General features: G+C 72.8%; 22 protein-coding genes. 16 read left to right on the forward strand and 6 right to left on the reverse strand.

Annotated elements, in window-relative coordinates; genetic code table 11:
• The first annotated feature begins 279 nt into the window (after positions 1-279).
• Together O1G21_RS38055 and O1G21_RS38060 are read left to right on the forward strand one after the other, a co-directional pair.
• A complete protein-coding gene (locus O1G21_RS38055; RefSeq protein ID WP_270150282.1) occupies positions 280-783 on the forward strand; it encodes an SMI1/KNR4 family protein in 504 nt (167 codons plus the stop codon).
• Positions 784-792: 9 nt separating this feature from the next.
• The gene (locus O1G21_RS38060) at positions 793-2,028 is read left to right on the forward strand and encodes a S1 domain-containing protein (RefSeq protein WP_270150284.1); all 1,236 of its coding nucleotides are present in this window, start codon (positions 793-795) and stop codon (positions 2,026-2,028) included.
• Positions 2,029-2,168: 140 nt separating this feature from the next.
• Here the strand turns inward: O1G21_RS38060 and O1G21_RS38065 are convergent, their stop codons facing one another.
• Positions 2,169-2,339: a hypothetical protein gene (locus O1G21_RS38065; protein WP_270150286.1), complete on the reverse strand. Its 171-nt coding sequence runs from the start codon at positions 2,337-2,339 to the stop codon at positions 2,169-2,171.
• A 29-nt stretch (positions 2,340-2,368) separates the two neighbouring features.
• Between O1G21_RS38065 and O1G21_RS38070 the strand changes: the two genes are divergently transcribed.
• From O1G21_RS38070 to infA, 3 genes are all read left to right on the forward strand, one after another.
• Entirely contained in the window at positions 2,369-2,980 is a 612-nt protein-coding gene (locus O1G21_RS38070; RefSeq protein ID WP_270150288.1) for an FAD-dependent oxidoreductase, read from the forward strand.
• A 132-nt stretch (positions 2,981-3,112) separates the two neighbouring features.
• Positions 3,113-3,916 carry a GNAT family N-acetyltransferase gene (locus O1G21_RS38075; RefSeq protein ID WP_270150289.1) on the forward strand — a complete coding sequence of 268 codons (804 nt, stop codon included), beginning with the start codon at positions 3,113-3,115 and terminating at the stop codon, positions 3,914-3,916.
• A 44-nt stretch (positions 3,917-3,960) separates the two neighbouring features.
• The gene (infA, locus tag O1G21_RS38080; RefSeq protein WP_270150291.1) at positions 3,961-4,185 is read left to right on the forward strand and encodes a translation initiation factor IF-1; all 225 of its coding nucleotides are present in this window, start codon (positions 3,961-3,963) and stop codon (positions 4,183-4,185) included.
• 169 nt (positions 4,186-4,354) lie between these two features.
• On the opposite strand, the gene O1G21_RS38085 is transcribed toward infA, so the two are convergent.
• The gene (locus O1G21_RS38085; protein WP_405000771.1) at positions 4,355-5,383 is read right to left on the reverse strand and encodes an AraC-like ligand-binding domain-containing protein; all 1,029 of its coding nucleotides are present in this window, start codon (positions 5,381-5,383) and stop codon (positions 4,355-4,357) included.
• Positions 5,384-5,599: 216 nt separating this feature from the next.
• On the opposite strand from O1G21_RS38085, the gene O1G21_RS38090 reads away from it, so the two are divergent.
• The 3 genes from O1G21_RS38090 (at position 5,600) to O1G21_RS38100 (ending at position 7,984) form a co-directional block, all read left to right on the forward strand.
• Positions 5,600-6,145, forward strand: a complete 546-nt coding sequence (locus O1G21_RS38090) for a hypothetical protein (RefSeq protein ID WP_270150295.1) — start codon at positions 5,600-5,602, stop codon at positions 6,143-6,145.
• Between the two features lie 230 nt (positions 6,146-6,375).
• Complete coding sequence (locus O1G21_RS38095; protein WP_270150296.1) at positions 6,376-7,221, forward strand: SAM-dependent methyltransferase; 846 nt, start codon at positions 6,376-6,378, stop codon at positions 7,219-7,221.
• A gap of 223 nt (positions 7,222-7,444) precedes the next feature.
• A complete protein-coding gene (locus O1G21_RS38100; protein WP_270150298.1) occupies positions 7,445-7,984 on the forward strand; it encodes a hypothetical protein in 540 nt (179 codons plus the stop codon).
• Positions 7,985-7,993: 9 nt separating this feature from the next.
• On the opposite strand, the gene O1G21_RS38105 is transcribed toward O1G21_RS38100, so the two are convergent.
• Positions 7,994-8,230 (reverse strand): hypothetical protein, encoded by a 237-nt coding sequence (locus O1G21_RS38105; RefSeq protein ID WP_270150299.1) that lies wholly within the window; start codon positions 8,228-8,230, stop codon positions 7,994-7,996.
• 238 nt (positions 8,231-8,468) lie between these two features.
• Between O1G21_RS38105 and O1G21_RS38110 the strand changes: the two genes are divergently transcribed.
• Entirely contained in the window at positions 8,469-8,882 is a 414-nt protein-coding gene (locus tag O1G21_RS38110) for a hypothetical protein (RefSeq protein WP_270150302.1), read from the forward strand.
• Positions 8,883-9,003: 121 nt separating this feature from the next.
• Here O1G21_RS38110 and O1G21_RS38115 read toward each other — a convergent pair whose 3' ends face one another.
• Both O1G21_RS38115 and O1G21_RS38120 read right to left on the reverse strand, forming a co-directional pair.
• Positions 9,004-9,999 carry a YihY/virulence factor BrkB family protein gene (locus O1G21_RS38115; RefSeq protein WP_270150303.1) on the reverse strand — a complete coding sequence of 332 codons (996 nt, stop codon included), beginning with the start codon at positions 9,997-9,999 and terminating at the stop codon, positions 9,004-9,006.
• A gap of 216 nt (positions 10,000-10,215) precedes the next feature.
• Positions 10,216-11,544: an MFS transporter gene (locus tag O1G21_RS38120; RefSeq protein ID WP_270150305.1), complete on the reverse strand. Its 1,329-nt coding sequence runs from the start codon at positions 11,542-11,544 to the stop codon at positions 10,216-10,218.
• 102 nt (positions 11,545-11,646) lie between these two features.
• On the opposite strand from O1G21_RS38120, the gene O1G21_RS38125 reads away from it, so the two are divergent.
• Positions 11,647-12,237, forward strand: coding sequence for a CGNR zinc finger domain-containing protein (locus O1G21_RS38125; RefSeq protein ID WP_270150306.1), 591 nt, complete (start codon positions 11,647-11,649; stop codon positions 12,235-12,237).
• Between the two features lie 98 nt (positions 12,238-12,335).
• Here O1G21_RS38125 and O1G21_RS38130 read toward each other — a convergent pair whose 3' ends face one another.
• Positions 12,336-12,926: a CGNR zinc finger domain-containing protein gene (locus tag O1G21_RS38130; RefSeq protein ID WP_270150307.1), complete on the reverse strand. Its 591-nt coding sequence runs from the start codon at positions 12,924-12,926 to the stop codon at positions 12,336-12,338.
• A 69-nt stretch (positions 12,927-12,995) separates the two neighbouring features.
• On the opposite strand from O1G21_RS38130, the gene O1G21_RS38135 reads away from it, so the two are divergent.
• From O1G21_RS38135 to O1G21_RS38160, 6 genes are all read left to right on the forward strand, one after another.
• Positions 12,996-14,201: an MFS transporter gene (locus O1G21_RS38135; protein ID WP_270150308.1), complete on the forward strand. Its 1,206-nt coding sequence runs from the start codon at positions 12,996-12,998 to the stop codon at positions 14,199-14,201.
• A gap of 128 nt (positions 14,202-14,329) precedes the next feature.
• On the forward strand, positions 14,330-15,421 hold the full coding sequence (locus tag O1G21_RS38140) for a vWA domain-containing protein (protein ID WP_270150309.1): 1,092 nt from the start codon (positions 14,330-14,332) through the stop codon (positions 15,419-15,421).
• 500 nt (positions 15,422-15,921) lie between these two features.
• Positions 15,922-16,539 carry a MerR family transcriptional regulator gene (locus O1G21_RS38145; protein WP_270150311.1) on the forward strand — a complete coding sequence of 206 codons (618 nt, stop codon included), beginning with the start codon at positions 15,922-15,924 and terminating at the stop codon, positions 16,537-16,539.
• 5 nt (positions 16,540-16,544) lie between these two features.
• Entirely contained in the window at positions 16,545-18,683 is a 2,139-nt protein-coding gene (locus tag O1G21_RS38150; protein ID WP_270150312.1) for a hypothetical protein, read from the forward strand.
• Positions 18,680-19,378: a helix-turn-helix domain containing protein gene (locus O1G21_RS38155; protein WP_270150315.1), complete on the forward strand. Its 699-nt coding sequence runs from the start codon at positions 18,680-18,682 to the stop codon at positions 19,376-19,378. The genes O1G21_RS38150 and O1G21_RS38155 overlap by 4 nt, the downstream gene beginning before the upstream one ends.
• A 339-nt stretch (positions 19,379-19,717) precedes the next feature.
• On the forward strand, positions 19,718-21,547 hold the full coding sequence (locus tag O1G21_RS38160) for an ATP-dependent nuclease (RefSeq protein WP_270150316.1): 1,830 nt from the start codon (positions 19,718-19,720) through the stop codon (positions 21,545-21,547).
• Positions 21,548-21,818: the final 271 nt, after the last annotated feature.

Genomic DNA, 21,818 nt, shown 5'->3' on the forward strand with positions numbered 1-21,818 from the left:
GTAGCGTCGGCTTGGGGTACGTGGACCAGGAAGCTCAGGACTCGACGGCGTCGCGCAGCGCGCCCCCGGCGTCGGCGTGCCCTCGCGGGCCGGCGCCGGGGGAGCGCAGCCGGCGTCGTCCTCCGAGAGCATCGAGCCCCGCACCCGTTGCACGTAGCGCTCGATCAGGTGGCACAGCACGCTGACCGTCGCTCGGCGACACCGATACTGTTGTTCTCGAGAATCGCCCCAGGGGTACTCCATAGGTGCTGGCAATAGGATGTTTTTCGGATGTTGTGGGTGGATCGGATCGTTCAGGCCGTCGGATGGCAGCCCCTCGGGCTGGTGATTGACTGGGCTGCTGTGGAAGACGATTTCGGCGTGGCGCTTCCTGGCGACTACAAGCTGCTCTGCGAGACGTTCGGGCCGGGGCAGTTCAGTGGCTATCTCGACCTCCTCCATCCGGACGGCGGGGATTCGCTGGTGGGGTGCAACTCGGAACTGCGGTCCATCCCGAGGCCTTCGGATTTCGACCCGTACGCCCCATACCGGATCTTCATGCCAGGGCAGGGAGGGCTGATCCAGTGGGGTATCTCCGTTCGCGGTTCTTCCTTCTTCTGGGATGCCAGCAACGAAGATCCGGGCCAGTGGCGTGTGCTCGCTCAGCCGGAGTACGGCGGATGGTCCGAGTTCGACTTCTCGATGTCTGAGTTCCTCTGGAAGGTCGTTGCGGACGTCCAGCTCGAGGAATTCTCGATCGGAGACCTGGTGGATCCTCCGTTCTTCGTGCCGGCGGCAAGGTAGTTGCCCCACGTGTACCGGATCACCAAGTACGACCCCGCCGACCGCGACGAGCGGGGCGTGTACACGGGGCCGCAGGAGGCGGTCAGCGACCACGGGCCGGTCGAGGCCGCCTACCTGGAGGCCGTCGCCGCCTTCGCGAAGGAGAGCGGTGTGCGGCACCTGTCGATCCGCGAGCCCCAGGCCCCGCCCGGCTTCGCCCACTTCGGCCTGGAGCCGCCGGTCGAGGGCGGCGGCCTCGCGGGGCTCTTCCCGCCCGACCTGACCGGCTTCCACGACGGCGCCCGGGTGCCGGTCGCGGTCGGCCTGGAACTGGTACGGGCCATGCTCCGCGACAGCGGCGCCTGGTGCCGCCTGGAGAGCGAGCCTGACGCCTTCCCCGAGCCCGGCTTCGCCGTGCACGTCGGCTGGGACCAGTACGTCTACGTCAGCAGCAGCGCGCCCTGCCCGGCCGCGGTGGCGCGCACCCGCGAACTGGGCCTGCACCCGGAGCCGTTGGACGCTTCCCCGTACGAGGCCGAGTTCGACGAGCCGGGCGAGCAGCGCCCCGCCGATGACCACTTCTGGTCCTGGCTGCGCCGGTGCGTGGCGACTGGCCGGGCGGCGCTGCTGGAGGAGATGCACATCGACAACGCCTCCCGCTGGCACCGGCTCGACGGGGGAGCGATCGACGCGGTGCGCGCCAGGCTGGCGCCGCGCGCCCGGCTCGCCGTCTGGCCGGACCTGTCCACCGACGTCGCGGCAGTGCTCACCGGCCTTCCCGAGGAGGGCCTGGTCGAGTTCGTCCGGGAGGGCCACGACGGCCGGATCATCAGCGAGGTCGACGACCCGGAGGAGTTCAGGTCGCGGGCCGCCGAACTGTCCCAGGCCCGGGCGGCCGCCGTCCTGTCGGTGTACACCGGCGAGCGCAGCCCACTGTTCACCGCCGTGCTGCCCGACCCTGACGGCGTCCTGCGAGCCCGGTGGCGCACCGAACCGACCCCGGCCGACCGGGACTGGTCCTTCCTGCGGACCCTTCGTCGCGGCCGGATCGTGACCGCCGTGGTCACCGGGACCACCGGCTCCGGCGTCCTCGTCCGCATCGAGGACCGGCCGGACGGACTGGTCGGCCTGGTCCCCACCGCCGAACTCGTCCAGCCGGCCGCGGGCGCGGTCCGGGCCGGTGAGCTCCTCACCGTGATGATCACCGAAGTCGACCCCACCCGGGGTTGGATCACCCTGTCCCAAGCCCGGGCCCGTTCCGCCTGACGCCCGCCCCGCCTTCACCACTCCCGCGCCGCCGCCAGCAGGTGCTCGCGCACCAGGGCGACGTGCGGGTTGGGGGAGGGGCCCGGGCACTGGACCAGGTAGGACACAACGCCCCCACCGCCCCCTGGCGGTGGGGGCGTTCAGGGCTCCACGGCGTCGCGCACCGCGCAACCGTCCCCATCCGCCGCCCCGCCCGCCGGGGGAGCGGCGCCGTCCTCCTCCGACAGCATCGTGCTGCGCACCCGGTGCACGTACCGCTCGATCAGGTGCCGCAGCACGCCCACCGTCGCGGCGACGTCCGGCTCCGCCACCCCGTCCAGCGCACTGGTCAGCGGCCGGGGTGACCTGGCTGGTGGCCGCCGCCGCACCACTGGCCGCCGTCCTGGGCGCCGAGACGGCCGCGCTGCTGACCGGCCTGCACCGCGCGCACGGGGTGCGGATCCACCGGGGCACGGCCCGCGCGGTGCTGCAAAGGCGCGGCCGGGCCGCCGGCGTGCGGCTGGCCGACGGCTCCGAACTGGCCGCCGACGCCGTCCTGATGGCGATCGGATCCGAGCCCGCCACCGAATGGCTGGCCGGCAGCGGGGTGCCGCTGGCCGACGGCGTGGCCTGCGACGCCCACTGCGCCGCCGGACCCGGCGTCTGGGCGGCCGGCGACGCCGCCTGCTGGCCCGACCCGCGCACCGGCCGGCGCCGCCGTCTCGAACAGCGCACCAACGCCACCGAACAGGCCCAGCACGCCGCCCGGAACCTGCTGGCCGGCCCGGACGGCACCCGGCAGGCCTACGCGCCGGTCCCGTACCTGTGGACCGACCAGTACGGCTTGCGGGTCCAGGCCTTCGGCAGGCCCGGCGGCGCCGACCGCTTCGAACTCGTCGACGGCAGCCTGGCCGACCACCGTAAATGGGTTGGGCCGGCGTGCTGTTGGCTGCTACGGTCGGCTCAGCCGTGAGAGAAGAGCGAGGAGGTGACACCCATGAAGGCGGTATCCGTGTGGGTGCTCTCCCTTGTCGTCACGGTGGGCGATTGACGTTGGTGTCGCCCGGGAGCGCCTCAGACCAGGTAACTCCCGAAAGGCAACACCATGAACTCATCGCACCACGTCCCGAACGAACGGGACACCACCCACCGCGCCCTGACGCTCACCCGGGTCTCGGACACCGAGTGGCACGCCGTGCAGGCCGACCAGGTGGTCGGCCGCGGCGACGCCTCGCGCCGGCCCGACGGGCGGCTGTTCGTCAGCATCGACGCCTGGCACGACACGGTCTTCGACCGGATCGCCCACGCCATGCTGGCCGACCTGCCGGCCCCGCTGCACACCCTGGTCGACGAGAGCGACCACGCCACGGCGTCCGCCTGGCAGCGGGCCGGCTTCACGACCGCGCGCCGCGACCAGGGTTACCTGGTGCCCACCGACCCGCAGGTCACCGGACTCCTCCCGGCGCGGCCCCCGGCGGGCGTGACGATCGTGCCCGCCGCCCAGGCCGAACAGGGCCCGCTGCGCGCCCTGGAACGCGTCATCCACGACGAGGTCGAGGCCTGCGCAGGCTGGCAGTCGATCCCGGCTCAGGTACTGCCCCGCCCGGCGGGGACCCTCGTCGTCGACCCCGCGCAGTACGCGGTGGCCCGACAGCACGACCGGTACGTGGGGCTGATCCGGGTCTCACCGCCCCGCCGGCCGCGCATCGGCCTGATCGCCGTACGCGCCGAACTGCACCGCCACGGCATCGCCCGGGCCCTGCTGGCCCACGCACTGGAAGCACTGCACCGCGACGGCACCACCGCCGCCTGGGCCGAGGTGGCCGAGTCCAACACGGCCGCCACCGCACTCCTCGAGGGCATCGGCGCCCGACACGCGGACAGCACCCTGGAACTCGTCCGCCGCTGACGCGCCCCGGCCCACAACGTCATCGAACCAAGAGGTGAAGGACCATGACCAAGACGACGAACGGCATCGAAGCCGAAGGCACCGTCATCGAGTGCCTGCGCAACGCCAACTTCAAGGTGGAGCTCCCGAACGGGCACATCGTGCTCGCCCACATCAGCGGGAAGGTCCGGAAGAACCACATCAAGATCCTCCCGCACGACCGGGTACTCGTGGAGCTCAGCCCCTACGACCTCACCCGCGGCCGGATCCGCTTCCGCTACCGCAACTAGCAGGACGCCTCCGGCGGCCCGGCACGCTCCCCCGTGGCGTGCCGGGCCACCGGCGGTTCTGCCGTGCCCGGGCCGGCAGGCCCGGGCGCACCGCGGTGTTCCTCGTGGAGGATGCCAGGCCGGCGCCCCGCCGTGTTGTCACTGCGTCGCCACTTCCTTGGCTCTGCGTCTACGCGCCGCCCTCGCCGTTCACATCGACGGCCAGCGCCCGCTGCCGGTGCTCGCGCGGCGAGAGCCCGTACACGGCCCGGAACGAACGGCTGAAGTCGGAGGCCCGCGGGATGCCCCAGCGCGCGGCGACGGCGTGGACCGGCAGGGCGCGCAGCGCCGGGTCGGCGAGGTCACGGCGCGCCCGCTCCAGCCGCTGGCCGCGGATCCACGCGGCCAGCGTCACGCCGTCCCGCGACTGCTGGGTGAACACCCGGTGCAGATGGCTGACCGAAACGTGGTGCGCGGCGGCGATCGTCGAAGGCGACAACTCGGGATCGTGCAGATGACGCCGGACGAAGGCCCGCACGCTCTGCGCCAGCGCCCGCCGCCGGGCGTCGTCCGGCAGGACCGCCTCCGCGTCCAGCTCCCGGGCCAGCCAGGCGGCCACCAGATCCACCACGACCGTCCCCAGCCGGGGCGCCTCGGCCGGCCCCAGGACGGCGGCCTGCCGGTCCAGACCGACCAGGAACTCCGACAACAGCGCACACGTGCCCTCCCGCGCCGAGAACCCCCGCCCCAGCAGACCGCGCAGCCGCTGCGGCGGCAACGGCAGCAGCGACACCGGGAAGTCGACGCCCACGGCCTCGGTCCGCTGCTCCCGGCGGCCGCCGGCGCGCACACCGACGGCCCGCACGTCGTACGGGTGCGAGCTGTCGACCAGGTACAGGTCACCGGGCCCGAACATCCGGGTCCCCTCCTCGGCGCCACGCGTCAGCGACAGCCCGCCGCCGAGCGGCATCGTCAGGTGGTACACCCCCGGGTCCGAGCGCCGCACCATCGCGGCGGTGCGCCGGAACCGGGTGGGCGGGAACGAGGACCTCAGCAGCGTCACCGGCCCCAGCTCCAGGCGCCGCATCTCCGCCCGGAAGTCGTCGGCGTGGGCACTGGTCATCTCGCTGGCCCTGGTGCGCCCGATCAGCTCCCGCCAGCAGTCGAACCGCTCCTTCGCGGACACCCCCTCACCCCGGAACACACTTCCCGCGGCCACCTCGCGCCCCTTCCTCTCGGCTCCCTGCCGGGCCGGACCCGTCCGCACCCCGGCCGGGACAGCCCGGTCCGGACCACGGACGGCTGACCGTAGTCGATTCGCTCCCGCTGGTCTGCCGGCAGGGCGCGGACGAAGAGGAACCGGGGGGCTGGCGCACCGGTTTGCGAACCCTTTGCTAGCATCCGCCGCACCGAAAAGTGGATCAAGGGAGCAGCGGTGGACCGGGACCGGATGGAGCTGGCGTACACGCCGACGGGCGAGGACTTCCGCGAGGCCTTGGCGGCCCAGGCACGGCACACCACCGTGGGCCGGCTGGTGCGCATCGCCCTGTTCGCCCCGGCGGCCGTCGCCCTGCTCGGCGGCGCGCTGAAACTGGCGGACGGCCGGGCGGACGCGGCGGACGCGGTGACGGCGGCCGCGCTGGTGGCGCTGGCGGTGTTCGCCCCGCGGCTGCAGGCCGCCTCGGCCCGTCGGCGGGTGGTTCGGCGCGGCGGGGCCCGCACCGTGGTGGTCGACGCCACCGGGGTGAGCGTCACCGACCGGTGCGGCACCCAGACCCGGACCTGGGCCGCGACGCCGCGCTTCATCGAGACGGAGCACCTGTTCCTGGTACTGAACCGCAGCGGCTCCTGCCTGCTCATCCTCGCCAAGCGCGGCACCGGCGACCCCGCCGCGCTGCGCACGCTGCTCACCCGGCACGCGACCGCCGCCGGCGGCGACACGACCGGCGACCGGGCGGGCTCACCGGCCCACTCCGGCTAGCAACACCTGGCAACCCCGCGCCCGACGCCCGCCTACCGCCGCCCGCCCGAGCCCCGCCCTCGGCGTCGATGCGCGGCAGGACCCGGTCCAGCAGGCGCGGGGTCCACCAGGCCGCCGCGCCGGACAACGTGACCCGGACCCACTTCCCGCCCGCCACCCGCCAGTTGGCTAGACTGCCCCGGCCCGGTGTGATCACGAAGGGACACGGACCGAACATGGGGGGAACCCGGATGACCGCGACCGAGCACGGCCCCGCGCAGCCCGCGGGGCCGCGGATACGCCAGGACATCCCGCACAGCGCCCGGATGTACGACTACTTCCTCGGCGGCAAGGACAACTTCGCCGTCGACCGCGAAGCCGCCGAGCGCGTCCTGACCGCCTTCCCCACCATGCGCACCGCCGTCCGCGCCAACCGCACCTTCATGCACCGAGCCACCCGCGCCCTGGCCCGGCGCGGCCTGCGCCAGTGGCTGGACATCGGCACCGGCATCCCCACCTCGCCCAACCTCCACGAGGTCGCCCAGGCCGTCGAACCGAGCGCCCGCGTCGTCTACGCCGACAACGACCCCGTCGTCCTGGCCCACTCCCGCGCCCTGATGACCAGCACCCCCCAGGGCCGCACCGCCTACGTCCACGGCGACGTCCGCGACCCCGCCGCGATCCTGACCACCCCCCAGGTCGCCCAGACCCTCGACCTGACCCGCCCCGTGGTCCTGTCGATGATCGCCCTGCTCCACTTCGTCCCCGACCTCGAGGAGGCCCACGCCATCGTCAGGCACCTCCTGGACCCCCTGCCGGCCGGCTCCGCCCTGGTCCTCTCCCACGCCACCGCCGAACTCGACCCGCCCGGCGCCACCAAGGTCGAGGAGATCTACAACCAGGCCGGCACCTCCCTGCGGCTGCGCCCCGAGGCCGAGTTCGCCACCTTCTTCGAAGGCCTGGACCTCCTCGACCCGGGCATCGTCCCCGCCCACCGCTGGCACCCCGAGGGCACCGACGACGACGCCGACCCGCTGCCGGCCACCGTCACCGACGCCCAGGTCTCCTTCTACGCCGCCGTCGCCCTCAAGCCCTGACCGGCCGAACGGCCAGCCATCCAGCCATCCAGCCATCCAGCCACCCGTCCGTCCGGCCGGCCGTCCGAAGAGCCGACTCCCCGTCAACACCGCGGCCGCCACCGGGTTCCCGTCCGGGTGACACGGGCCCGGTTTCCCCACCGGGCCGGGCCCGCCTCCGCTGTCATGGAGCGGCCCGGCCAACGGGCACAGCGAAACCCGCTACCGCCCTTGGAGGAGTCCCGTGTCCTCGCCCTGCGACCCCCAGTACGCTCCCGCCGGCGACGTGAGCGCAGCGCTCATGGTGATCGACTCCCGGCTCAAGGCCATCTACGACGGCCGGACCGGGACCGACCCCGAACACCGCCGGATGGTCGACCACATCGCCGCCTCCATGGGCCCCGACGAGTTCGGCGCCCTGCTGGAAGGCGCCTGCACCCTCATCTACATGTACATGAACTGGCTGAGCCGGGCCTGCGAGGACCACGGCAAGGACGTCATCGAGTACGTGGTGCCCACCCTCGTCGCCACGATGCGCATGATGCCCAAGACCTTCCGCCCTGAGGTCATCCCCACCATGGCCGGCCTGCTCATCGCCGCCGGCAGCGGCCTGAGCCCCAACCTGTGGCGCGCCCAGTACGGCCCCTGGACCGACGCCGAGATGAACCCCCTGGAAGCCACCGCCACCCTGCTCGCCGAGTACGTCAACCGCATCTGCGGCGACGACCACGACTTCGCCACCCGCCTGATCACCGACGCCCTCTCCCGCGCCGACGAGGACTGACCCGCCCCTTCAGCCCCTGCCCGCCGCCCGGTACGCCGCCACCGCGGCCGGCAGGACGGCCTCCACGCCCGCCAGCGGCTTCTGGTCGACCACCTTCTTCAACGTCAGGATCACGTCGCCCTCCCGGACGACGGCCGTCTCGCTGATGAACGGATCCGAACTGCCGGGGACACGTACGGCTCCCCGGCCTCCCGGGTCGGGCAGCCCGGAGCGCGTGCCGCTGTTGGCGGCGTTGCCGGTGGCCACGCCACGCCGACCATTGAACTTCTGTTCTGTGCCAGGGAGTTGCCGGCACTCGTCCTCACCTGCGAGGTGCCGCCCGGCCGCGACGTCGGTCCGGCGCTCCCGCTGTTACGCGACAGTTACGTTCCGCACGCAACCGATGGCGTTGGGTGAGACGTCTTCATGGAAGACAGCGCCCGAACCGCACCGGCCCCGGTGCCTTCGGGCCGAACGACCACCTCCCCCTGAAAGGGGTGTACCCGTGATCGTCTCCAAGCGGAACTCCCTGCGCCTGGCCGCCGTCGCCACCCTCAGCGCGCTGCTCCTCGGGGCGGCGGGCACCGCCATGGCGGTGCCGGCCGCCCCGGCCGCCGCCACCGTGTCCGCCGCCACCGTGTCCGCCGCCGCCGGCATCACCGCCAAGCCGTCGGCCGCCTCCGTCCAGGCCTGGCAGCTGTTCCGGGTCACCGGCACCACCACCGGCCTCAAGGCCGGCAGCACGGTGACCCTCCAGCAGAAGCAGCACGGCAAGTGGGTCACCCTGCCGGCCTCCGTGCACACGGCCCGCAACGGCTCCTACTCCCTGGGCGTGAAGCTCGGCATCAAGGGCCTGAACGAGCTGCGCATCATCAGCGGGGACACCGCCTCGCCCGTGGTCACCGTGACCGTGCGCTGACCCACGGCCCATAGCCCACGGCCCACAGCCCAGGGCCCACGGCCGACAGGCCCCGCACACCCGACGGCCCGCCGCGTGCAGCGTTCCCGCACCCGGCGGGCCCGTCGCCGTCCGGGGCGGACTACCCGGCCGGCGGCGGCTCCCCGTCCTCGCTCTCCTCCTCCTCGTCCTCGAAGTCGACGCTGACCTGCTCCTCCGGCCGGCGTTCCTCCTGGCGCGCGATGGACGACAGGACCTCCTGGTCCGGCCCGGTGAGCGGTGGTTGCAGGATGCTGCGCGGCCACAGCCGCCGGTGCAGGACCACGTTGGTCTCGGCGGCGTACACGGTGATCTGGGCGTTCAGGTAGAGCCAGGAGAGCAGGCCGATCACGGTGGCGAAGAACCCGTAGACGGCGGTGGCGTGCCGTAGCTGGTGGGCGACCAGGAGGGCGCCGAAGGCCTGCAGGACGGTGAACAGGGGTCCGGCGAGCAGGCAGCCGGGCAGCAGGGCGCGGGTGGGGACGTTCTTCGGGGTGAGGACGCGGAAGCAGCCCAGGCACAGGGCGGTGTTGACCAGGGCGGAGAGGACGAGTGCGCCGATGCGGGCGGCCGGCCCGGTGAGGGCGACGGCGACGAGGGTGGCGGCGGAGGTGGCGAGCAGCAGTCCGACGGTCAGGACGGTGAACAGCAGCAGGCTGCGGGCCAGGCGCGGCCAGTAGCCGGGGCGGACCACGCCGGGCACGTTCCAGATCTCGGCCATGGCGTGCTGGAGGACCTGGGCGATGCCGAGGGTGCCGTAGAGCATGCCGAGCACGGCGATGACCAGGGCCAGTCCGCTGCCCTGGACGGAGTGGACGTTCTGGCGCAGCTGGTCGCCGATGATGGGGAAGTCGGTGAGGGCGGAGTTGACGACGGCCTGCTGGGCGTGCGGGTGGCCGTGCAGGACGAAGCCGAGGACGGTGCTGAGCAGGAGCAGCAGCGGGATGAGGGCGACGAAGCCGTAGTAGGTGATCAGGGCGGCGAGCAGGCCGCCGCGGTCGTCCCCGTACTTCTTGATCACGCCGACGACCATTCCCGCGGCACGGTGGTGCTGCTGGGCGTGGTCGAGGGCGCGCAGGGCGCGTTCGACGGGGTTCATCTGCGGCCACCTCCGAGTCGGGCTCCTCGTCGGCCGGTCGCCGTCCGGTCGCCGGCCGTCTCCGTGCGAGGCGCGCCTACCCGCCGGTGCGCCGCCCACCGCGCACGCGCCCGCCCGCCTCACACGCGCCGCCCACCGCGCACGCGCGTACCGGGGTCGGCCGGTCCCTCCCCCCGGAGGGGACCGGTCGACCCCGGTGGTCCGGGTGTCCGGGGGTCAGGCGGCGGGCGGGGGCAGTTCGCGCAGCCGGCTGACGGGGGACAGGGCCAGCGGGACGAGCATCAGGGCGGAGCCGACGGCGATCGCGGCGAGCCCCTCGCGCAGTCCCAGTGCGCCGCCGATGACGCCGCCGAGCAGGCCGCCCAGCGAGCCGCCGCCGAACAGCAGCGTGCGGAAGGCCGCGTTCATCCGGCCCATGAGCGGCTGCGGGGTCAGCGTCTGGCGCAGGCTGACCATCACCACGCCGGCCACGCCCAGGCCCAGGTAGCTGACGAAGAACGCGCCGACGAACACGGCCATGACGGCCGGCTTGGAGCCGTGGGCGAGCGGGATCAGCAGCGGGCTCGCGAAGATCGCCGTCATCGACACCGCGTAGACCGCGCCGAGGCGGAACCGCTTGATGACCCGTCCGGACAGGGCCGCGCCGACCAGGCCGCCGACCGAGGAGGCGGAGAAGACGATGCCGATCTCGGTGGGCGTCAGGTGCTGGTCGCGCACCGCGTAGAGGACGAACACCGTCCACACCGAGACCATCGAGAAGTTGCAGAACGGCGCCACGAGGGCGAGCGGGCGCAGGACGCGGTCGCCGAAGACCCAGCGCAGTCCTTCGGCGAGTTCCCGCCCGAGGTGCCGCCCTTCCGCCGGGGGTTCGGGGCGCGGCTCGGGGGTGCGGATGGTCAGCAGGGTCACGAGCGAGACCAGGTAGGAGAAGGCGTCCGCCAGCAGGGCGGTCGGCGCGCTCAGGGCGCCGACCAGCAGCCCGGCCAGGCCGGGGCCGGCGACGTCGGCGGTGGAGGAGGTGACGCCGAGCTTCTGGTTGGCCTCGACGTAGTGCTTCGGGTCCTTGACCAGGGTCGGGACGAAGGACATCCAGCTGACGTCGAACAGGACGGAGAAGACGCCGATCGCGCAGGCGAGCGTGAGCAGCACCGGCAGGTCGAGGTGGTGGGTGGCGGCCAGCAGCGGGATCAGGCCGATGAGCACCATCCTGGCGCCGTTGGCCAGCAGCATGACGCGCCGGCGCCGCATCCGGTCGACCAGGACGCCGAACAGCAGGGCCAGGCCGAGGTAGGGGACCAGTTGCAGGAAGCGCAGCAGCCCGACCTGTTCCGGGGTGGCGTCGAAGGCGATCACGGCGGTGAGCGGCAGGGCGAGGGTGGTGACCTGGGTGCCGAGCAGGGACAGCGTCTCGCCGGACCAGAACTTCAGGAAGTCCCGGTTGCGCCACAGCGGGGCCGGGTCCTGAACGGGGGTCGGCGGCCGCTCGTCGGCCGGGCCGGTGTGCGCCTGCGTCTGCGGGCCGGGCGCGATCGCGGTGGTGGTCATCTGGTGGTGCCCCCGAGTCGGTTCTGACGGTTGATGCTTGTTCAGCCGTGAGAATCATGGCAGCCGGACTTGATGGTTGCAAGGGGGAGCTACCATTAGGTCATGGTTTCCGTCACCGCTTCGAAAGCCCCGGCCGGGTCCGCCCCGCCGCTCGCCGTCGCGTTCGCGAACACCCTGGTCGCCACCCGGGGCAAGGTCCGCGACACCCTCGCCGCCCCGGAGGACCTCACCGCCTGGCTCACCCCTGACACCCCCGACGCCGCTGGCACTGCCCCCGGCGCCGCGCTCGGCGAGGCCGACCTGACGGCCTTCCGGGCGCTGCGCGACGCGATCCGCGCCGTCCTGCGCGCCTTCGTCGACGGCGAACCGGCCCCCGCCGACGAGGTCGAGCGGATCAACGAGGCGTCCGCCGCCGCCCCGCGCTGGCCGGTCCTGGTCGCCGACGGCGCCGGGTACGCCGTCACCCGGCGCACCGACCGCGCCCCCGTCCCCGCCGCGCTCGGCGCCCTCGCCCACGATGCCGCCGCCCTGCTCACCGGCCCGCTCGCCGCCGACCTGCGGGCCTGCCACGGGCCGGGCTGCGTCCAGTTCTTCGTCAAGGACCACCCGCGCCGCGAGTGGTGCGGCCCCGGCTGCGGCAACCGCGCCCGCGCCGCCCGGCACTACCACCGCCAGCGCGGGCACTCGGCGTAGCGCCCGGGAACGGCACTGCGCCCCGGAGGGAACGGCCCGGTCCCTCCGGGGCGCGGTCACGCCGACCGACCGTCATGCCGACCGGCCCCCCGGCCCGGTCAGCCCCCCTGCTGCTCGGCCCCCTGGGCGCGGGCGCGGTGAGCGGCGGACTTGACGCGGTTCTGGCAGGCGGTGGAGCAGAAGCGCCGGGTGCCGTTGCGCGATACGTCGACGTAGACCCGGTCGCAGGCGGGGGCCGAGCACAGCCCCAGCCGGGAGGCGAAGCGGCTGCCCAGGGCGGTGGCGAGGCCCAGGGTGAGGCGGGCGGCCCAGTCGGAGGCCTCGTCGCCGGGGGTGCTGCGGAAGTAGAGGTGCCAGGGCTCGTCACGGTGGCGTTCCAGGACCGGGAACGGGCGCAGGTCCGCCAGCAGGGCGTTGGCGGCCCCGGCCGCGCGGTCCTGGTCGCCGGCCGCGAGGTGCTCGAAGACCGCCCGCAGCCGCGGGGCCAGGGCCGCCAGCCGCACCGCCTGGACCTCGTCGAGCGCGCTGGCGTGGCGGTCGGCCGTACGCAGCACGGCGTTGGTCCGCTCGGCCAGTTCGCCGTCGGGCGGGGGCTGGTAGGGGCGGGTGCGGGACAGGCCCGGGGTGGCGAGGTTCACCAGGTCCGCCGTGCCCTGCACCATCGCGGTGTTGTGACTGTCGAAGTCCACTTGACCAGTCACACATCCCTTCGTCATAGTCGTGACCGTCAAAACAGGAAACGACAGTAACGGGGTTCCGTGTCCACCGCCACCTCACCCGAGACCCGCCCGCGCCCCTCCACCTGGTCCCGCACCTCCGCCACCGGACGGGCCCTGCTCACCACCGTCCTGGCCACCGGCGTCACCACCTTCATGTTCCTGCCGCTGCTCGCCCTGCACCTGAGCGCCACCGGCACCCCGGTGGGACGGGTCGGACTGCTCATCGCACTGCTCTCGCTGTGCGGACAGGGCTTCTCGGTGATATCCGGCCTCCTCGTGGACCGCGTCGGCGCCCGCGCCACCACCACCGCCGGCTTCGCCCTGCGCATCGCCGGCTACCTGCTGATCGCCGCCGGGGGACCGGCCCTGACACCCGGCATCGCGGCCGTCGGCATCGGCGGCTCCCTGCTGGTGCTCTCCGTCAAGGCCCGCCTGGTCACCGAGGCCGCCGCACACGACGACACCCGCGGCATGCTCGCCCTGCGCTCCACCTTCGGCAACGTCGGCGTGGTCCTCGGCCCCGCCCTCGGCGCACTCGCCTACCCGCTCGGCTTCGACACCATCCTCGCCGCCGCCGTCCTCTCCCACCTCCTCCTCGGCTTCCACCTGACCTTCCTCGCCAAGGACGAACCCGCCGCGCCCCAGCCCCCGCACACCACCCACCCCGCCGCCGCACCCACCCCGGCCCCCGGCCGCCGCGGACCGGTCCTGCTGTTCACCGCCGCCATCGCCTACTGGGCCATATACAGCCAGCTCAACACGCTCATCCCGCTCACCGCCAAGGCCCTCACCGGCACCAGCACGGCCATCTCCGTCGTCTTCACCCTCAACGGCGCCCTCGTCCTGCTCTGCCAGTACACCCTGCTGCGCCGCCACCTCGCCCACCTGCCGCCGCGCACCCTGCTCGCCGCCGGCTTCGCCGCCTTCGCCCTCGCCTACCTCGCCCTGCTCCCGCAAGCCGGATGGCTGTCCCTGCTGCTGTTCACCGTGCCGGCCACCCTCGCCGAAATGCTGATCGGCCCCAGCCTGGACGAACTGGCCGTCACCACCGCCCCCCAGCGCCGCACCGGCCGCGCCCTGGGCCTGCTCGGCCTCGCCGGAGCCATCGGCTCCCCCCTGGGCGCAGCCGCGGGCACCCACCTCCTCCAGGCCCTGAACGGCGGCCCCGGCCTCTGGCTCACCATCACCACCGTCGCCGCCCTCGCCGCCGCCACCTGCCTCCTCCTCCCGCGCGCACCCCGCTGACCGACGATCCACGCGGCCCGACGCGTTGTCAGTCCCCCCGCCTAGTGTTGGGAACAACGACGGAGCAGGCGCCGAAAAGGCGGCCGGTAAGCCTCCGAAAAGCCAGCACGAAAAGAGGGGGCACACCCATGTCCGCGAACAGGATCAAGCACAAGGTCAACCACGTCTCGCTGGTCGTCGACAAGTCCGGCTCGATGGGCCAGCACCAGGCCCAACTCATCCGCGTCGTCGACGAGTTCGTCAAGGGCCTGCAGGAGGAGTCCGACCGCCTCGGCCACGAAACCCGGATCAGCCTCTACGCCTTCGACCACGAAGTGCAGAACCTCGTCTGGGACATGGACGTCAAGCACCTGCCCTCCCTGCGCGGCCTCTACCGCGTCGACAACGGCGCCACCGCCCTCATCGAGGCCGCCGTGAAGTCCGTCGACGACCTGAAGAACATCTGGGAGGGCTACGGCGAGCACTCCTTCCTCCAGGTCGTCGTCACCGACGGCGAGGAGAACGCCTCCGGCTTCTCCCAGACCGGCCAGATGCACACCCGCATGAACGGCGGCCAGGGCGCCACCGTCCTGCGCACCTGGCGGGACCGCATCCAGGGCGCCATGGACGACCTCCCCGAGCACTGGACCTCCGCGATCCTGGTCCCCAACTCCCTCGCCAAGCGCACCGCCCAGGAGTACGGCTTCCCCGCCGGCAACATCGCGATCTGGGACGCCGACTCCACCAAGGGCGTCGAAGAGGCCATCGGCACCGTCAAGTCCGCCGCCACCAGCTTCCTGCGCGGCCGCGAACACGGCGTACGCGGCACCAAGAACCTCTTCGCCATGGGCCAGGACCTCAACACCGCCGACGTCAAGGCCAACCTCGACCCCCTCGACACCGGCAAGTACATCCTGATCCCCGTCGACCAGCACACCCCCATCCGCGACTTCGTCACCAGCGCCGGCCACCAGTACAAGACCGGCTGCGCCTTCTACGAACTCTCCAAGCGCGAGAAGATCCAGGGCAACAAGCAACTCGCCGTCGCCGAGAAGGACCCGGCCACCGGCCGGATGACCGGCCGCGTCTTCTCCGGCCCCGCCGCCCGCCGACTCCTCGGCCTGCCCACCGCGGAAGCCACCGTCAAGCCCGGCGAGAACCCCTCCTACACCGTCTTCGTCCAGTCGACCTCGGTCAACCGCAAGCTCGTCCCCGGCACCAAGCTCCTCGTCCTCCTGTAGTCCCGAACAGCGGCCCCGCACAACCGACTTGCGCCGCACCCCGCCGGCCGTACCGGCCCACCGCTCCTCACGGACATCCCCCTGATCGCCCAACCGCTGCTGACCATCACCGGCACCGCGCCCGCGCCCGAAACGGCCTGCACCGTCGAAGCGAAACGATGCCGCCACCCCAACGCCTACAAGCGCTGGACCCCACAAGAGGACGCCGACCTCGCCGCCCGCAGCGCCCAAGGTGCCTGCTTCGCCGACCTCGCCGAGCAGTTCGGCCGAAACCGGAGCGTCGTCTCCTCCCGCTCACTCGCGACGGAACAGCTCACAACCCCCTGACCGGCCGCCCCGGCCCGCCGGCCTGGCGCAGGCGCCGTCATGATGCGGCGCCGGCCCCCGCTTGCTCCTACGACTCACTCGAGAGGCACGTGGACGGGTGCCGGTGGCGGGCCGTAGTGTCGGTATCGCATTTCAAGGTGAATGGAAAGGCATAGGGGGCGGCGGGTGTGTTCGTGACGACCGGGCAGGCCGGGACGGCGCTGGGGTGCTCGATCCCGACGGTGAGGAAGCTGATGGCCACCGGCGTGGTCCCGGGCGTGCGCGAGAGCGGCCGGCAGGTGTTCCCGCTGGCCGCGCTCCAGCAGTTGCAGGCCCGGCCCGCCGCCGACCTGAGCGCCCTCGGCACGCCCGAGGTGGCGGTGCTGCGCTCGGACGCCCCCGCACGGGTCGAGGAACCGGACCGGACCTGGATCGGCTTCGGCACCGCGCTGGACCAGGCGCAGCTGCTGGCCGCGCTGTCCGGCTGGTGGCGCTGCGACCCGGCCCGGGTCGCGGCCGGCGCCGTGCTGCCGGTGACGGTCGCCGGGTTCGTCGTCGCGGTGCTGACCGGCCTGGCCGAGTGGGAGTCCGACGGCACCGCCGGCACCACGGGCCGCCACCGCTTCACCAAGGCCCGCCTGGCCGGCTACCTGACCGACCTCACCACCCCCGCCAACGCCGCCACCCCCACCGACCCGCAGGACGCCCGCATGGCGGGCCTGCTGCTCGGCACCCGCCTCCCGTCGCTCTCCGGTGGCCCGATCGCCTACGTCCCCGCCAGCCCGACCGCCACCGCCGACGAGGGGGAGTAAGCCTGATGGACCGCAAGACGTACACCGCCGAGCTCGCCGGTCTGCGCGAGCTGCGCGCCGAGATCACGGCCGCCGAGAAGGCGGTCGCGGCCGCGCGGAAGGAGTTGGACAAGCTCACCGCCCAGCGCTCGCGCCGGGTGGCCGGGCTCGCGGGCTACGAAGGCGCCCAGGCGCCGGCCGTCGCGAAGGCCTCCGGCCTGTCGGTCGGCGACGTCGTGCGGATCGCCCCGCTGCTGGACCCCACCCCGGCCGCCGTCCGCGCCGCCAAGCCCGACGACCAGGCCCCCGCCGCCGCGCCCGCACCCGCCCCGGCGGCCGCGCCGGCCGCCGAACCCACCGTCGCCGTTGCCCCGCCGCTGACCCGCCCCGCCGCCGTACCCGAACAACCCACCCCCGCCCCCGCCCCCGCCCCCGCCATCGCGTTGACCGCTCCGGTGCCCGAGACCGGCCCACGCGAGCTGCCCACCCTCCCCGAAGGCCCGGCAGGCGCCCGGTTCGAGGCCGTCACCACCGGCCTGTCCTCCAAACGCCCCAACTTCACCCAGCAGGCCCGCTCCACGGTGTTCCTGGACGCGGCGGCCGGCGTGCTCGCGGTCCGCGACCAGACCGTGCGCCTCGACCTCGGCACCCGCACCCCGGGCGAGATCCTGGACGCCGTCCTCGCCACCGCACCCGGCACCGAGCGCGTCTACATCACCGCCGGCGCCCCCTGGCACGACGGCGCCGAGCGCTACTCCACCCTCAAGGACGCGGTCGCCGCCTGGCTGAACACCCCCAGCGACCGGTGGACCACCGCCACCGGCTCCGGCCGCGACAAACTCGCCGGCCACTTCGTCCACCAGCGCCAGCCCGTCGGCCGCTACGCCCCCGCCGCCGCGCCCGACAGCGGCACCACCGAGATCCGCTCCATGGGGGAGTGGTTCGACCCGGACGGCGCCGACGTCGTCACCTGTCGCCAGGCGTTCACGCTGCTGTGGCAGGCGCTGCGCCGCCACTGGGACGACGCGGTCCTCATGGGCTCCCCGAGTCAGACCGGCCGGGACCTGTGGTCGCGCACCATCCCCACCACCGGCAAGTGGGCGGGCGGCTACCCGGTCCTGTCCGAGGAACTGCGCGGCCTGCTGCACGCCACCGGCGGCCAGGGCCGTACCGAGCTGATCCTGCCCCCGCGCGTCCCGGAGCAGCTCCCGGCGCTGGTGGAGTACGACCGCACCTTCGCCTACGCCAAACACCTGTGGAAGTCCCCGGTCGGCACACCGCGCCGCATCACCGCCGCAGCCTTCGCCGCGATGACCGAGCAGGAGCAGACCAAGGCCCTGATGTCCTGCTCCCACTGGAACATCAAGGTCACCGTCCCGGCCGGCTGGAACCACGTCGGCCTGCTGCCGGCCCCCGTCACCGGCGACCGCGCCTGGATCTACCCCTGCGAGCCCGGCGCCACCTTCACCACCTGGGCGGGCGGGGCCGAGGTCCACCTCGCCCTGTCGAACCACATCGCGCCGTGGCGGGTCGAGATCCTCGGCGGCCTGCTCTTCGAGGACGGCAAGCCGCTCGACGAATGGGGCAAGCGCCTCAAGTCCGCCTGGGCCGACCTGACCAACCTCTCCCGCATCCACGCCGACGAACGGCAGCGGCAGGCGGCCTACCTCGCCTCCCGCGCCGTGCGCAGCGTCCTGCTGTTCGGACTCGGCGGCTTCGCCCAGCGCCCGCGCCTGGTCTCCGGCACCACGCCCACCGGCGAGGCCCTCCCGCCCGGAGCGGAGATCCTCGGCCAGGACGGCCAGGTCGTCACCTGGCAGCGCCAGGCCGGCTTCTCCCGCGACCCCTACGCCCACCCCGAGTGGGCCGCCTACGTGTGGTCCGGGGCGCGGGCGGCGTTGCTCGACATGAAGTACCGCCAGGGCAAGGAGGTCATCGGCCACGCCGGCGCCCTGCACGCGAAGCCCGGCACCGTCGTCTACTTCGGCACCGACGGCATCGCCCTGACCGAGCGCCAGCCCTGGCCCTACCGCGGCGAAGTGGGCGACTACCTCCTCAAGGGCCACCTCACCGGCCCCGTCGAGCACCCCACCAGCCAGGAGCAGTACCTCAAACTGCGCGGCCTGGGCCGCGCCGAACTCGCCGAGAAGGGAGCTGACCAGTGAGCCCGGCCGACCCGCAGAACCCGAACGAAGCCGCCAGGCTGACCCAGCAGCTCATCGACCAGGGCTACAGCAAGCGGCAGGTCGCCAAGATGCTCGGCCGCGACGCCTCCTTGGTCAGCCAGTTCTTCACCAAGGGCAAGGGCGCCGCGTTCGTCGGCGCGCTGCGCCAGGTAGTCCGCGCGGTGCGCGGCGGAGAGCGCGACCAGGACGCCCTGGCAGGCATCGCCGAAGCCAACACCGTCCGCCGCCGCACCAAGACGGGGCAGAAGGCCAGGGTGCGGGGCAAGGACACGGTCGGGGTGCCGGGGGAGTCGATGGCCGGCCGCGCCGGGCGCCAGGCCATCCGCTCCGGTGCGAGCCATCTCGCGCCGGTCGTCCACGAGACCGGCCGAGCCGGCGGCCGCCTGGCCTTCACCGTCCGGATGAAGGCTGACCAGTACGTGTACTCGGCCGGGTCGGAGCAGGACTCCGCCGGCCTGCGCCGCGGGTTCATCCCCCGCGCGGACGGCACCGAGGAACGCACCTACGGCTCCGCCTCCACCGGCGGCTTCGACGCCGCCGAGTGGTCCCAGCGCGTCGCCGACCACCACGGCGACGTCACCGAGGCCGTGCGCGCTTGGCTGGTGGAGACCGGCCGCGCCGTCGAGGACGCGGACATCCGGTACCTGGAGGTCCGCGGCTGGATCCCCGAGTAGTCGGAGGGCGGCCTCCATCCGACCACGCCCATGGGAGCCGAGAGCGCTTCGGCCGGCCAGTGAACGGTGGATCGGTCGGTTGAGCGTTCGACTCGGGTCAGGGCGCGTGCCTCAACAGCCGGGTTCGGCCAGGCTCCTGGAGAGCGGGCCGACGGCCGGGCGGTCCAAGGCCTGGTCTCTCTCCAGCCAGCCGGTCTTCCGCTGTCGCGGCACGGGCGCCGTGCTGATGAGCCTACGATGGTCACCTGCGGCGGGGGTGGCGTCAGAAACCTTATGCCGCAGGCTGGTTGCTGCCTGCGGTACGGTGCGGCGGCAAGGGAGAGCGGAGCGGCGGCAACTGTGCACCTGAAGGACTTCACCGTCAGCGGGTTCCGCTCGCTGACGCTGGTCGAGAACATCCCCGTCAGCGCGCCGACGATCCTGGCCGGCCACAACGACGGCGGGAAGAGCGCGGTACTCGCCGCCCTCGACTTCCTCCTCGGAGGGTACCGCCTGGTCGAACAGGACCGGACCTACGACAACCCGCCAGCAGCCGGTGTTGCCGCTGCTGTTCCGACCCGCTGCGCCTCGACATGGGTCGAAGGCCGCTTCGCTCTGGACACCTCCGAACAGGGGATGGGCTTTCCGGCCGAGCTGAGGATCCGACGCCGAGTGGAGAGCGACAGCGCGCCCGTGCTTGAGTACCGGGCCCAGCTCCCGTGCGACCCCAGGCTGCGCGGCTTCGACTCGCTGCTCGTCCCGGCCCTCAAGGAACTGGTAGAGGTATTCGGGCTGCAAGTCGAGGGCAAGGGACTCAAGGCCGACCTGCAAGCGGCGCTGGCCGCACACGCGGCACGGTCCCCACAGGTCGCTGAATGGACCGCCCTGCCCAAGCAGTTGGTGCGACGGCTGCCGAGACTACTGTCGTTCAGTGGCAAGGACGAGAGCCCGGACCGGGCCGTCCACACAGCACTGGCAGGCAGCTACCAGGCCCACCTGGCGGACGACGGGCTGCAGGGCCGCCTACGCACGATCGAGTCCGAGGTCACAGGCCTGGTCAAGGACGACGCCGCTGACCTGTGCGCGCACATCAAGGCACACTGCCCGGACCTCGTGGAAGTCTCCGTCGAACCGGAGGTCTCCTTCTCCCACGGCTTCAAGCACGCGCACCTGCACATCTCCCGCGCCCACGGCGAACGGGTCGACCTCTCCAGGTCCGGCCGCGGCAGCAACCGCCGGATCGCCCTCGCCGTTTGGGAGTGGACCAGCAGGCTCCTGGAAGACCCCCAGCCGGACGAGGACGACATGCCGCCCGTCCAGACGATCGTCGTCTATGACGAGCCCGACACCCACCTCGACTACACCCACCAGCGGACCGTGATGGACCTCATCCGCCGCCAGTGCGCGACGGACGCCGTCAAGGTCATCGTGGCCACCCACTCGATGAACCTCATCGACGGCGTGGACATCGCCGATGTCGTCCACCTGCGTCTGGAAGCGGGCCGCACCGTCATCGAGCGCCTCGCCGACGACACGCACGAGGGCATCGACCTGCACCTCGGGCAGATCGCCTCCGCACTTGGCCTGCGCAACTCCGTCCTGCTCCACGAGCGTTGCTTCCTCGCCGTCGAGGGGGCGACTGAACAGCAGGCGATTCCGGTGCTCTTCCGCCTCTCGCAGGGGCTGTCCCTGCAAGCGGCGGGCATCGCCCTGTGGGCCTGCAACAACAACGAAGGCGCCCTCCACCTCGCCCGCTACCTCGCTGCCCAGCGCCGCACCGTGATGCTGCTGGTCGATGCCGACAGCCGCAACGTCGCCAAGTTCTTCAGGGACGACCGGCTGCGCCATTTCGGCCTCGATCCCGCGACGCAGGTGTCCTTCGTCGGCGAGGCTGAGAACTTCAACGAACTCGAGGAGCTCTTCGAGGACGAGCAGTGGGCCCGAGTGGCCAACCGCAAGTGGCCGCGCCGTGAGAGCGAGCAGCCCTGGGAGGCCGCGCACTTCAAGGCTCACCGCGGTGGCCGGAAATTCAGCAAGGACATTCTGGACATGATTAAGGATCAGGGAAGCACGAGTCCTGACGGTAAACCCGAAATGGTCTACGAGCTGGCCACATCCCTGGGTTCCGCCTCCGACGTGCCGCTGCAGCTTCGGGAGGTATTCGCGGCTTTGCGCGCGAGTGCGGGCTGATCATTTCCGGACGGTGCGTCCTGCTGGAGCTGGGCGGCACGTCGTGCCTTCATCCGGGCCTTGCGCTGTTCGCTGGTGGGGGAGGCCCAGGCGTGCCAGCCCGCCTCCTCCACCCACTGCCGTGCGTGGACCCGCTCGTCGATGCCGCACCACCGGCACCCGTTCGGAGCAGGGAAACCGCTACGCAAAGGGCCTTGCTCGGAAGTCATCTCTCCCCCTCTCTGGCTTTATTCTTTCCCGCCGCACTGACAATCTCCTGCCTCGCGCCCGC

This window comes from Kitasatospora cathayae, assembly GCF_027627435.1.
In the GTDB taxonomy this organism is placed as follows: Bacteria; Actinomycetota; Actinomycetes; order Streptomycetales; family Streptomycetaceae; genus Kitasatospora; species Kitasatospora cathayae.